The sequence below is a fragment of the Brevibacillus sp. SIMBA_040 genome, assembly GCF_046535075.1.
In the GTDB taxonomy this organism is placed as follows: domain Bacteria; phylum Bacillota; class Bacilli; order Brevibacillales; family Brevibacillaceae; genus Brevibacillus.
In genome coordinates, this window is the sequence record NZ_JAWRXI010000001.1 from 455336 (window position 1) to 468874 (window position 13539).

Below are 13539 nucleotides of genomic sequence, written 5' to 3' on the forward strand. Positions count from 1 at the left end.
AAGCAAAAAGAAGACCAGAGAACGATCCAAAATCTCTGGTCTATTCATCAAGTCCTTCCTTACGCTTTTGAAGCACTCAATTTGCAAGTGCCTTTGCTCATGCAAGTGATCGTACAGGATTCACATAATTCGGCTGGCGGGGTCTTGCGCTTTTTCTTTTGCTTTTGTCCCAGGTAGTGGATGAGGCGAGCAGAGTTTAAGACGACGAGGACGGAGGTTGCGTTGTGGACAAATGCTCCTCCTACGGGACCGAGCAGCCCAGTCATGGCAAGGGCGATTGCTCCAGCATTGATGGCGCTGGAAATGATCAGGTTTTCGCGGATGACACGCAGTGTCTTGCGTCCGAGCTGGACGGCATCGGCGACTTTGGAGACGTCGTCGGTCATGATGACGATATCAGCAGCCTCTGCGGCGATCTGGGTACCGCCTGCTCCCATGGCAATCCCGACGTGAGCTGAGGTCAGAGCCGGTGCATCATTGATGCCGTCTCCGACCATGCCAACAATCAGGCCGCGCTTACGATATTCCTCTACACGCTCATACTTTGCTTCAGGGAATTGCTCTGCATATACAGTCGCCACCCCTGCTTGCTTGGCGATTTGTCCAGCTGCCCCGCGGTTATCGCCAGTCAGCATCGCAATATCCCCCACACCTTGCAGGTGCAGTCTGTCAATCGTTTCACGCGATTCGGCACGTACTCGGTCTGCCAGCGAAACCATCCCGATCAGCTCGCCATCCCTTGCCACAAATACAGCCGTATGCCCTGCTTGCTCGTGCTCTTCCTGGATGTGCTCCAATTCTTTCGTCGCCACCCCCATTGCAGCAAAAAATCGCTGATTCCCTACAAGCAGCTCTCTCCCTTCCAGTCGACCGGACACCCCGTTTCCAGGATGTACGAGGAACGACTCTGCTTCCGGAATCTCCATATTTCTCTTGCTTGCCGCTCTGACGATTGCCTGGGCTACCGGATGCTCCGAATGAATCTCCAGAGCTGCAGCTAGACGCAGAACATCCTCTGGCGCTTGATGCGACTGTCTGGCAATACCGGTAACCTGCAGCTTTCCTTCTGTGAGTGTACCTGTTTTATCAAACAGTAATGCATTGACCAGACCGATCTGCTCCAGCGCCACGCCGCTTTTGATCAAAATACCGTGCCTCGCTGCGCTGCCGATACCCGCCATAATAGCCGTTGGCGTAGCAAGCACCAGTGCACACGGACAAAAGACAATGAGAATTGTAACCGCGCGAACCAAATCACCTGTGAATACATACATCAAAACAGCCAAAGTCAGACTGCTCGGAACGATCCACGCTGCCCAGCGATCAAGCAAGCGCTGCACTGGTGCTTTTCTTTCCATCGCTTCCGCTACAAGTCTCGTTATATTGGCAAAAGTCGTTTCATCCCCTATCTTCTGGGCACAAACCTCAATGATGCCATTTGTGTTGATCGTGCCCATAAACACCTCGTCACCCGAGTGCTTTTCAACGGGCAATGATTCACCGGTCAAAGCCGCCTGATTCACGGCAGCCTCCCCGCTGGATACGACACCATCGACAGGTACTTTCTCGCCCGGTTTAACCAGAATCAGATCACCGAGCACTACTTCTGCTAGCGATACTTCTACCCACTCCTCGTTGCGTTTCACTCTGGCTGTTTGAGGTGCCAGCTGCACCATTTCCTCCAAAGCCGACGCCGCTCTTGCAACGGTCCTATTCTCCAGCCACATCCCAATCATCATGATGAGAGCCACTTCACCCGCAGCAAAAATTTCTCCGATCCCGACAGCCGCCACAATCGCAATCGTAACCAGCACATCGCTATTAATCGTTTGTTCATGAATCAGCTCTTTGAGTGCAGCCCAAGCGATTGGAACACCACATAATATAACCGCCAGCCAGGACGGGCTAAGTCCCCACAGCTCTCCGTAAAGCCAGCTTACAAGCAAACCTGCACCAGACACGATCATGGCAATCTTTTGCATCATTGCTACCCTCTCCCCTTTGTACAGAGTCGTGGAACGGACAATCGAGTAACTGGTTGAGAAAGAGAATCAGACTTATTTCCCCCGTAAAAACAGTGGAAGCTGCTGCCCGAAGGCAACAGCATCCCAATTGATAATGAATATCCATATCTTCACCTAGGCGAATTCTTTTGTACTAGGGAAATAATTTTATAGTTATTCTAATTTGACAATTATTTTTCGTCAATCCCTATTTTTCCAGTGCCTGTCCCATGCGTAACTATGACGAGGACGGCTCATGCTAAGGGATGAGGTGAACTTTCATGCATCGAAAAAAATGGACCGCACTCGTCATTGTGCTCTTCGTCTTTTTAGCAGGCATTACTGTAGAAGGAATCGCAGGTACATACACTGCTCTGCGTGATCACCCGGGATTTTCATGGGAAGAAAATGTCGTGTCAGGCTACGGCAACGACAAAATCGTCCAGCTATTCGTAAGTGGCGTCATCTCAGGCACGCAAAATGCCGCAGGAGTTCCCTCCATGACCGAACTGCTTGGAGAACAGCTCAGACGTGTAGAAGAGGACAACAGCGTCAAAGCACTGGTTCTGCGCATTGACAGTCCGGGCGGTGAAGTCGTCGCTACTGATGAAATTCATTCACGGCTTTTGCGTCTGAAGCAAGTCCGGCATATTCCCATTGTCATCAGCATGGGCTCCACCGCAGCTTCCGGCGGTTATTATTTGGCGACCTCAGGAGATATGATTTTTGCGAATCCGAATACGTTGACTGGCAGTCTCGGCGTGATTTTTAATCTGGTGAATTACAGCGAAGCAGCAAACAAACTGGGAGTTCACCAATATGCGATAAAAAGCGGGCGATTCAAAGATATCGGCAGTCCTTCTCGCCCTCTGACGGACCCAGAACGTCAAATCTTTCAAACGCTGGTGAACGAAAGCTATAACAAATTCGTTGATGTCATCGTAAATGGACGCAATCTCTCCCGCCAACGCGTTCTTGAAATCGCGGACGGACGCGTCTATTCAGGCGAACAGGCAAAAAGACTCGGGTTGATTGACCAATTTGGTGATCTGGAGGATGCCACGCACTATGCACTTTCCTTGTCCGGCGCCCCGGAAGCCATGGTCGTTCGTTATGCTGACCAGCTCACCCTCAGCAAGCTGCTTTTCAGCATGAAGCAGTATTGGTCCAATCCAGATCCACTAGGACTCTCCCGTATTTTGGAGCGAGAAAGCTCTCCCCGCCTGCTGTACCAATTTATGCCCTAAAGGAGTGCGCGCGCTATGAATGAGCGGCCCCATGATCCATATGATTTGAACCGACAGCCAGCTCCCGATCAAACGAATGTCCCGGAGCCTGCGTACCATCATCATTTCGCAGGATTTTGGATTCGTGTTTGTGCAACCTTACTCGACTCACTGTTTTTGATTGGGATCAGTCTGCTCATTTTCAATCCGTTGCGACGTCTACTTGGAGTTGCGGACTACTCCTTCTCAATGATCGATCTTTTGGAGGTTTTATTTAACCTGCTCTACATGGTACTCCTGACGTGGTGGACAGGTCAGACACTTGGCAAAATGATTACAGGTATCCGTGTCATAAGTGGTCGTCATGCTCGTGCCAATTTGACAGCGGGGCAGGTCCTATTGCGTGAGGTTATTGGCAAAACACTGTCCTTCCTTCCCTTTGGACTTGGCTATATGTGGGTCGGCTGGAATTCTCAAAAACAGGGCTGGCACGATCTTATTGCCAGGACCTATGTAATCTGGGATCGAAAATAGTCTCTTCACCACGGGACTAAGCACCTATTTTCTTGGTCCTTTTTACCTAAACTGCAGTCGACTCGCACTTTGTTGACTGCAGTTTGTTTTTCCTTTTCCAAGCAGTTCTTGTCCCCAATCCATACGTTTTATCGAGCTTGTCACGGCTGAGACTTTCCTTTTTTCGACAAATTTTTCCTGCCTTGTCCCTATTGTTGATTCCCATTCCTGCCGATACAATTTTGTGAATGGCGCAAACATACCGAGGAGGTAGATTTATGCGAAAAGCGAAAGTAACCAGCATCCTCGCCGTAAGCCTTTCTCTGGCTATATTCGGTCAGCTCTCACCAGTCTTGGCAACAACCATCACACCAGCTGCATCTACTCAAGCAGCTGCTACCAACGCCATTTCCGTATACGGAATTGAGCTCGGGATGAGCACAGTCCAGCTTGAACAAAAGCTAGGCAAGCCTGCTCGCAAAGACGCTAGCCACACGGGTGTTGAATGGTGGATTTATAATGGAGATCTGGGCAATTACATACAAGTAGGTATTCAAAACGCAAAGGTCGTTACACTGTTTTCCAATGGAGCCAAGCTGAATGTAAAAGGCGTCACGATCGGAGCCCCAACAACAGCCATCCAAAATGCGTGGGGAGCACCGAAAAGCACCCTCGCCATCACACCAACACTCAATATCCGAGACAATACACTAAGTCATCCGACATATTTGCTGAACAAGCAAGTCATCACTTTTTCCATCGATCAGCTGGGCGGAAATAAAGTCGCAGGTGTCAGAATTTCGACGCCAGAATATTTCGCCACGATCGCGATGGGACTGATGTACCCAATCTCGTATACACAGCTCCCTGCACAACCGAAGCTGACAGAGGAGCAAATCGCCCAAGCTGCACGCGCCTATGAAAAAGAAAATTTTGACCTGCTGAACGTAGCCAGAACCCGTGCCAAGCTACCGCTCCTGTCCTGGGACGAGGGCGTGGCAGCAGTTGCCCGCTCACACAGCAGTGACATGGCCAAAAATAACTACTTCAGCCATACCTCCCCATCTACAGGCTCCCCTTTTGATCGCTTGAAGCATGCGGGTATCCTGTACGGGTACGCTGGAGAGAACATCGCGTACGGCCAACTCGATGGCATCGAAGTCCATATGGGCTGGATGAACTCGGCTGGACACCGCCAAAATCTGCTCGACAACAAATTCAAGCAGCTCGGTATCGGTGTCGTGTTCAAAGAAGGGCGACCGTACTACACGCAAAACTTTGTAACCAGATAAAAAGTGAAGTGAATACGCAAAAGACACGCCTACTCGTTAAACAACAAGGCGTGTCTTTTTTCTTGGCAAATGATATAAGGGCTATTGCACCTTTACTTGAGGCGTGATGGGAGCTTGCGGAGTCGGACCGTCTTCCGCAAAAAACGGAATGATGATCAGACTGAGTACAAAAAACAAGATCCAGATGATCCCCCGTTTAAAAATGCATGGAGTAAGCATCAGGACAACCCCTTCCACTAACAGTTCTACTTTATATACATACGCTTCCCCCCCTTGAGCCCGTTTATGCTTTTTACAAAAAAAAAAGCACCTTCTTTTTACAGAAGATGCTTTTCACACTTTCTACTTTTGCAGTTGTACCTGGAGCTGGTCCTTGTCTGAGTTGGCTTGACGGTTAAATAAACACGCTGCCGCAAAGACAATCAACAGTGCACCCATCAGCCAGAAAATTGTCCACGGCTCCCACACCTGCATCAGCACCCCATTCACGTTTGGAGCCATGATACTGGCGACACCGAAGTTGATTCCGGCTATAATCCCTGCGGTCGGTACCATCGAGGCTGGCAATAAATCAGCGGAATACGCAAGCCCCAGTGAATAAAAGGAACCGACTGCTGCACCTGCAATCGCGAGGAGCAGCATCATGATATACACATTTTCCCCTGACAGTGGGAACAGGAAAAAGGCAATTCCACCGACGATCGCACAAACCAGCATCACTTGCTTTCGACCGATCCGATCGCTTAAGGAGCCCAAAGGCATTTGCAAAATGATACTTCCCACAACGAAGGATGGCAAAATCAACGACACCCATTCAATCGACAAGCCTGTGCGCAATGCATAAACCGGAAAGCTTCCGTTCAGGGACGTTTCCATAAAGCCGTACAGGAACGAAGGAATCAGTGCAAGCCAACCTACACGCAGCACAGTCGCATATTTATTTTGCTTTTTCTCGGTCTGCACGATTTTATCCGGAAATTCATTTTTGATGCGAGCCAAAAGCACAAAGGCAACAATATACAAAACCAGCAGCGTCCCAAATGGTACCCAAATGCCAAGCGGCAACAGATTTAACCCAAGTGGTCCTACACTGAAACCAACTCCGTACGCCAAGCCGTACATGGAAAGATCGCGTCCACGCGTTTTGGGAGATGCGATTTTTGTCACCCACATTTGGCTGGAGTAATGCAAGCTCGAATCCCCGATCCCCATCAGCATCCGCAAAAAGAACCACACGATCAAATGGCTGAAAAGGGGAATCAGTGCAGTTGCAATCGTCAATAAGACCATTCCTATTAAAATGGTAGAACGATAACCGATTCTTCTCAGCGGTATTTCCAGCCAGGGAGAAATCAGCACCATCCCGATGTATAGCGCTGCCGCATTCAGCCCGTTCATGACGGTTGATACGCCCTGCTGTTCCAGCAATACCGCTAAAAGTGGAATGCTAAGGCCCTGGCTGAGCCCCGCAATTGATACTACCAAAATCAACACCCAAAAGGTGTAACGCGTTGAAGACATGGTGTTGAACTCCTCTCCGATAGCTCTCTCTATTTCTCTATCTTACTTCGACTCTACTACCCTGCTGCAACTGGTACATTTTCCGATACAGCCCATCTTGTTCCATCAGTTCTTCATGTGTTCCTCTCTCGGTTACTTCCCCGCGGGATAGAACCAGAATCTGATCTGCATGTTGAATCGTAGACAAGCGGTGAGCAATGATGAATGTCGTCCTGCCTTTGGATAGCACATGCAATGCTTCCTGAATGGCCAGCTCTGTTTCACTGTCAATGCTGGCGGTCGCTTCGTCCAAAATCAGTATCGCCGGGTCCGCAGCGAGCGCGCGGGCAAACGAGATCAGCTGACGCTGTCCTGCAGACAAGGTCATCCCACGCTCCACCACTGGCTCATCGTAGCCACCTGGCAATTGCTTGATGAATTCATCAGCGCGCACTGCCTCAGCGGAAGCTCTGACTTTTTCGTCCGTAATCGCTTCATTATACATGCGGATATTAAAGCCGATGCTTCCCGTAAACAAAAACGGGTCCTGCAAAACTAATCCGACATGCTGGCGCAATGCGTGGGTGTCGATGGACTTCATGTCTTCCCCATCGATAAGAATACGGCCTTTGGAAACCGGATAAAACCCGAGCAAAAGGTTCATCAGCGAGCTTTTCCCGGAGCCCGTATGTCCAACCAGCGCAATTGTCTGACCTGGCTTTGCCGTGAAGGAGACATTTTTCAACACGTATTCATCGCCGCTATATGCAAAGGATACGTGATCAAAAACGACCTCACCTTGTGGGCGACTGATTTGTTTCCCTGCAACTGCTGTCTCCGACTCTGGCTCTGTATCCAAAATGTCAAAGACGCGTTTGGCCGAGGTCGTCGCTTGTGCCAGCTGAGACAACCGCCCCATAATCATGTTGATCGGCTCAAAGAAACGCCCCATGTAATCCACGAAGGCAAACAGCGCCCCGAAGGAAATCGCACTGTGAAAAGAAGTGGAACCGAAATACCAAATAATCAAGGTCAACGAAACCTTCCAGATCAGATCCACCGCCGGTCTGAGCAAAAACGATTCCAGATTGATCTCTTTCAATCTCACCTTGAAATACGCTTCATTTACATCGGCAAACTCTTTTTGCACGCCAGCTTCACGACGAAACGCCTGCACGATCGACATGTTCTGAATCATCTCGTTGATCATCGCATTCATATCGCTAAGACGTGCACGGATAATCGCATAATAACGAGAGCTGTACTTTTGATAAAAGAACACAAGTAAAACAAGTACGGGCACTGTTAAACAGCAAAACAGCGCCAGCTCTGGCTGCAAAATATACAGGGCAATCAATATTCCGATCAAATACAGCCCATTCTGTACAAAAGTAGCCAGCACGCTTACATACAACTCACGCACTGCCTCCGTATCATTACTGACTCTGGAAACGAGTGCGCCTACTGGAGTCTTGTCAAAGAAAGAAACCGGTAGCTTTTGCAGGTGAATAAACAGCTTCATCCGTATTTGCTGAATGATGCGCTGTGCAATCGTCTGCAGCCACAGAATCTGAATATAGTTGAAGCCCGCAGATAATAAAATCAGCACCGCATACCCAACAGACAACCACACGATCGGCAGCATATCACTGCTATACATCGCCTTTACTTCATCGGCAGTTAGCTTGATCGCTGTATAGGTCGCACTCGTACCCGCCTGCTCATTTGTGTTGACTACCTCTACGCGCTCACGACCGTTTTCTTGTGCCAACAGGGTAATCTGTTTTTTCCCATTTTGATCCACATGACCAGTCACCAGATAGTAGGTGGTGCCTTCTGCCAGCACCGTCATTTGACTTTTCTTTAATTCATCCAGAGAAAGACCCGTTTTTTCTATGAAATCTTCCCGCACATAGTACTTGTCGTTTAGCGATACGGCAGCTTCTGCAGCTGCTTGCGGTTTATCCTGCAGCTCATACCAAGGCTTTTGAATCCCGAGAATATGGTTGTCAATCATCACTTTCGCTAAAAAAGGGCCTGCCAGTTCCGCACTGGTCCCGAGCAATAGCAAAAACAGCGCCCCGATGATTTGCTTTTGAAACGGCTTGGCGAAATCCGTTAGCCGCCGCCACACATTTTGCCCGCTCATGAAACGCTCTCCCTCCTCTCTCTACCCGGTGACATCCTGCTCCATCTGCTGGCGACGGTACTGCTCGGCATACCAGCCATTTTTTTGCATCAGCTCGTTATGCGTCCCTCGCTCCACGATCCTGCCCTCGTCCAGTACCAGGATTAACTGGGCATGCTGAACGGCAGACAGGCGATGGGCCGTAATAATCGTTGTTTTATTTGCACGCTCCTGCCGCAGATGACGCAGAATACTTTCCTCTGTGCGAGCATCCACCGCGGATAATGAATCGTCTAAAATCAAAATGTCGGCATCGACCAGCAATGCACGGGCAATAGAAATACGCTGCTTTTGTCCGCCCGAGAGTGTAACACCTTTTTCTCCCACCATCGTCTGCAGACCGTCCTTGAACTGCGCCAAATCGCCTTTCATTTCAGCCAGCTCCAGCGCACGAATGATTTCCTCATTCGTAGCATCTCGACGACCGAAAGCGACGTTTGCCTCAATCGTGCGAGAGAACAGCAAATGCTCCTGGGGAACGTACCCGATTTTTCCCCGCAGTTCATGGAAGGAGAGCTTTTCAATCGGTACACCGCCAACCAAAAGTGAACCCTCATTCATTTGATATTGATGCAAGAGAGAGCGACAAAGCGTCGACTTCCCACTTCCCGTGCGACCGACGATCCCAAGTGTCTCCCCTTCGTCCAGAACAAAGGAAATATCAGAGAGTGCAGGCTTATCCGTTCCTGGATAGCAAAACGAAAACTGACGTGCTTCCACTGTGTTTGCGGCTACAGTCGTTACCGGATTTGCGGCTTCTTTTACATCTGGCTGCTCCACCAAAAGCTCCGAATAGCGTTTGTGGGAAGCTCCACCTCGCTGCAGTACATTTACCAGCCAGCCAAAAGCAAACATCGGCCAGATCAACAGTCCGAGATACAGATTGAAGGCGACCAGATCGCCCAATGAAATCGCGCTGGTGAAAACGAGATACGTACCGTACCCAAGACCAATCAAAAAGCTAAATCCAATAATGATCGCGATCGTCGGTTCAAATAAGGCATCAATCCGCGATACACTCACATTTCTCTCCAATGTTTTCTCGCTGACGCGCCGATAGGCCTCCACATCCGCTTTTTCCTGAACAAATGCACGCAGTACACGCACGCCAGAGACCGATTGCTGGACATGGTCATTCATTTCTCCGAATGCTTCCTGGGCCAAATAAAAGCGGTCATGCAAAAGCTTTCCATAATAGGCGGTTGACCACGCCAAAAAAGGCATCGGAATCAATGCAGCCAAAGTCAGCTTCCAGTCGATGACAGTGACCATCACGCCAAGCGTCAACAACGTCATGAACAAGGAATCAACAAGCGTCAGCACCCCGGTACTGGCCGTTTGCTCAATCGCCGGAATATCATTCGTCGCGACAGCCATCAAATCTCCACTGCGCTTGCGGTGGTAAAAGGACGGCGTCATCTTCGTCAAATGAGAGAATAGCCGCTCACGCAAGGTCCGCTCCAGTAAGAGCGCTCCACCATTCAGCAAATACCTCCAGACGAAGCGCATCACATACAAAAGCACACCAAGCACCAGCAAAATTACCATCGTCCTAGTCAAAGCAGGTACGGTCAACGAGCTGTTGCGAATCGAATCCACCGTCTCCCCGATCAGACGAGGCGGCCAAAGCATAAGCACATCGATCAAAAACAAAAAAGAGATACCGATAACGTATCGCTTCCAATGTCCACGAAAAAACCAGGACAGTTGTTTTAGTGTCTGCATGTCCGTCACCTCATTTCATTTGCAGGCAATTTCTTCTTCCACTTAAAAAAGGGCGCGCGAATCACGCAGCCCCTTTTTTGTACTTACTCCATCGTAATTTACTGAATTTTCCTTGTCAATCTAACTTTTTTCCATTCTTGAAATCATCCCATTCTTCGCGCAGCAAGCTGTATACCGCGTGATCGACATAGTGATCGTACAAAAATTCATTGCGCCGCAGTACACCCTCCAGCTGAAAGCCCAGACGCTCCGGGATCAATCTGCTTTTCCAGTTCTCAGTCGCTGCATGAATCGTTACCTTTTCCATTCCCCATGAACCAAAAATCAGCTTGTCGATATAAACAGCGACTGCCTCCGTCATCAAGCCGTTGCCCTGGAATCCCGCCCCCAGCCAATAGCCGATCGAGGTCTTTTTATTAATCCAGTCCAGATTATGAACGCCCAGCGTCCCTGCCAGACGACCTTTGAACCAAATGCCATAGTGCGTTCCTTGATTGTTATTATGTTGGTTGATTGTCATTTGAATAAATCCCGCTGTATCCTCTACCCGATTGGTGAAATCGAGCCATGGCAGCCATTCCTTCAGATGAGCACGGTTGGTATCTGTCAGCCAAAACATCTCTGTCGCGTCCGCTAGCTCTAACTGCTTTAAATACGACTCCTCTGTCATCACGATGTGCCTCATACCAAACCCTCCTTATTAGTCCGTAGCCTCGGTGTGTATCCTTTATTTATGCTCGATTATGGTGCAGGACGAATCGTTTGGCAAGAAGTGTGTAATGAAAAAACGCCCACCTCTATAGCGAGGCGGACGTAAGAAATATTTACTTTTTACTGTTGCCGATTTCCTCCGGCTTGAAAATGCCTGTTTCCGTCACAATTGCCGTGATGTACCTCGCAGGCGTCACATCGAATGCGGGATTGTATACTTTGATATCGTCTGGTGCGACTTGCTTCCCGAGTCCATGCGTGATTTCCTCTGCTGGACGCTCTTCAATTGGAATATCAGCACCTGTTGCTGTTTCCAGATCGACAGAGGACAGTGGAGCCGCGACATAAAACGGAATCCCGTGAGCTTTGGCAAGTACAGCCACGCCGTACGTTCCGATTTTGTTTGCTACGTCGCCATTTGCTGCTACGCGGTCTGTCCCTACGATAACTGCCTCTACTTTTCCTTGAGACATTACCATTGCTGCCATGTTATCGCAGATCAGCGTCACATCAATACCCGCCTGCTGGAGCTCATAGGCAGTTAGACGCGCGCCTTGCAGGACTGGACGTGTTTCGTCTGCGTATACTTTGAGATTCCAGCCGCGTTCTTTTGCCAAATAAAATGGAGCCGTCGCCGTTCCATAGGCAGCTGTCGCCAGGGCGCCAGGGTTGCAGTGCGTAAGAATGCCCATGCCATCATGCAGGAGCGTCAGCAAATGCTCACCGATTGTCCGGCATACTTCAGCATCTTCTTTTTGAATTGCCAAAGCCTCGTCCAGTACCGCAGCCTTCAGCTCCGCAACAGACAAACCTGTCTCTTTTTCCACACGGGTCTTGATGCGATCCAGCGCCCAGAACAGATTGACCGCAGTTGGACGGGAAGTGCCCAGGTAGTCCGCCTGCTTGGTCAATTCATTCCAAAATTGCTCGTGCGATTCTGCCTCGCTGCCGCGAACGCCAAGATAGAGTCCGTATGCCGCAGCCATTCCGATGGCAGGAGCTCCGCGTACTTGCAAATGGCGAATGGATGCCCACACTTCTTCGGATGTTGTCAGGTTCAAATAAATCGTTTCAACTGGCAAGCGCGTTTGATCAAGCAGAACTAAGCAATCGTTCTCCCACTTGACCGGCGCAAATTGTGTACTCGTTGTCATACTGTTGTAGCCTCCTGATAGTAGCGTGCGGTCACTGTACGGACAATGTCCGTGATGTCGGTTGATTCGCCTACATTGCCGCGGCCGAGAATCAGCGCTTCACCAATAGCCAGCGCCAAACGTTCTGCTTCTGCACGCGTTTGCTCGTCCTCTATGGCGTTCAAATCTGCCACTCCTGCTAGCCCAATCACGCGGCGTAGGATTTTGCATCCAGCATAACCGGCAGTGTCCTGAATCAGTCGTTCTACATAGCTCTGCCAGAGGCCTTCTACGTGAGCGCTGCGTTCTTTAGCCCGTTTATGCCACAGCTGAACAAACTGGGAAACGAATTCGTTCCAAACATCTTCGACCATCTCCAGTAAGTATTCGCGGTATGCGTCCCGTTCTCCTTGGTCTTTTTGCAAACCGTGCTGACCAGCGTAGTTGAGCAAAAGGTTTGCAATGACCGCACCGATATCAAAGCCGATCGGGCCGTAGTAAGCAAATTCAGGATCGATTGCTTTCAAGCTCGTTTCGGTAATGAAAATGCTTCCTGTATGCAAATCACCATGCAAAAGCGCTTCTGCGCGAGTCAAAAAGTCATATTTAAGCTTGGCGATCTCCAGTTTGAGCGGCTTGTTGTTCCAGATCGCTTCCACCTCTGAACGAATCAACGGGTTAAAGTTATTCGTTGGTGCATTTTCATAAGGATCAGTAAAAACCAGATCTTCAGTAATTTTGCATAATTCGGGATTTAGGAATGTTCCGACTAACGCCTTTTTTTCGTATGGATGCGCCCCGAGATCAGATGTGTAAAACAAGGTTTGCGCCATGAAACGTCCAATTTGCTTGGCAAAGAGGGGGTAACGTTTCCCTTCGATGAGACCTTTGCGCATAATGACGTGATCTCCGACGTTTTCCATTACAGTCAAAGCCAGCTCCTGGTCAAAATGATACACTTCCGGTACGAGATCAGGTACGTATTTGTGCTGAATACGCAGGGCTTCGCTCTCGATACGTGCACGATCAATCGTCAGCGGCCATGATTCCCCAACCACACGCGCAAATGGCAACGCCTGCTTCACAATCACGCTCTTTCCGGTAGCTTTCTCTTGAATATCAAACACCAGATTGAGGTTTCCATCCCCGATTTCGTGACTCGTCAGCTCTGCTCCCTCAGTAAACAGACCTGGCAAACCCTTTACGTACTCCACTGCTTCCTGCTCGGTCAACGCACGATAAGCCATG

Annotated in this window: 11 protein-coding genes; 3 read left to right on the forward strand and 8 right to left on the reverse strand. The window is 49.5% G+C overall.

Translation table 11 applies throughout. The annotated features are described in order from the left end of the window. Positions 1-59: 59 nt before the first annotated feature. Positions 60-1985 (reverse strand): heavy metal translocating P-type ATPase, encoded by a 1926-nt coding sequence (locus SB752_RS02280; protein WP_410714116.1) that lies wholly within the window; start codon positions 1983-1985, stop codon positions 60-62. A gap of 299 nt (positions 1986-2284) precedes the next feature. On the opposite strand from SB752_RS02280, the gene sppA reads away from it, so the two are divergent. From sppA to SB752_RS02295, 3 genes are all read left to right on the forward strand, one after another. Beyond that, positions 2285-3250, forward strand: coding sequence for a signal peptide peptidase SppA (gene sppA / locus SB752_RS02285; protein ID WP_410714117.1), 966 nt, complete (start codon positions 2285-2287; stop codon positions 3248-3250). A 15-nt stretch (positions 3251-3265) separates the two neighbouring features. Continuing rightward, positions 3266-3763, forward strand: a complete 498-nt coding sequence (locus SB752_RS02290; RefSeq protein ID WP_410714118.1) for an RDD family protein — start codon at positions 3266-3268, stop codon at positions 3761-3763. Between the two features lie 257 nt (positions 3764-4020). After that, positions 4021-5034 (forward strand): CAP domain-containing protein, encoded by a 1014-nt coding sequence (locus SB752_RS02295; protein ID WP_410714119.1) that lies wholly within the window; start codon positions 4021-4023, stop codon positions 5032-5034. 81 nt (positions 5035-5115) lie between these two features. Here SB752_RS02295 and SB752_RS02300 read toward each other — a convergent pair whose 3' ends face one another. From SB752_RS02300 to mtnK, 7 genes are all read right to left on the reverse strand, one after another. Further along, on the reverse strand, positions 5116-5253 hold the full coding sequence (locus tag SB752_RS02300; RefSeq protein WP_289138210.1) for a hypothetical protein: 138 nt from the start codon (positions 5251-5253) through the stop codon (positions 5116-5118). 123 nt (positions 5254-5376) lie between these two features. After that, positions 5377-6555 (reverse strand): MFS transporter, encoded by a 1179-nt coding sequence (locus tag SB752_RS02305; protein WP_410714120.1) that lies wholly within the window; start codon positions 6553-6555, stop codon positions 5377-5379. A gap of 37 nt (positions 6556-6592) precedes the next feature. Beyond that, on the reverse strand, positions 6593-8683 hold the full coding sequence (locus SB752_RS02310) for an ABC transporter ATP-binding protein (RefSeq protein ID WP_410714121.1): 2091 nt from the start codon (positions 8681-8683) through the stop codon (positions 6593-6595). A 21-nt stretch (positions 8684-8704) separates the two neighbouring features. Further along, positions 8705-10447: an ABC transporter ATP-binding protein gene (locus tag SB752_RS02315; protein WP_410714122.1), complete on the reverse strand. Its 1743-nt coding sequence runs from the start codon at positions 10445-10447 to the stop codon at positions 8705-8707. 115 nt (positions 10448-10562) lie between these two features. Then, positions 10563-11132 carry a GNAT family N-acetyltransferase gene (locus SB752_RS02320; RefSeq protein WP_410714123.1) on the reverse strand — a complete coding sequence of 190 codons (570 nt, stop codon included), beginning with the start codon at positions 11130-11132 and terminating at the stop codon, positions 10563-10565. Between the two features lie 139 nt (positions 11133-11271). Next, positions 11272-12312: an S-methyl-5-thioribose-1-phosphate isomerase gene (mtnA, locus tag SB752_RS02325; RefSeq protein ID WP_410714124.1), complete on the reverse strand. Its 1041-nt coding sequence runs from the start codon at positions 12310-12312 to the stop codon at positions 11272-11274. Next, positions 12309-13538, reverse strand: a complete 1230-nt coding sequence (gene mtnK, locus SB752_RS02330) for an S-methyl-5-thioribose kinase (RefSeq protein WP_410714125.1) — start codon at positions 13536-13538, stop codon at positions 12309-12311. The genes mtnA and mtnK overlap by 4 nt, the downstream gene beginning before the upstream one ends. Position 13539: the final 1 nt, after the last annotated feature.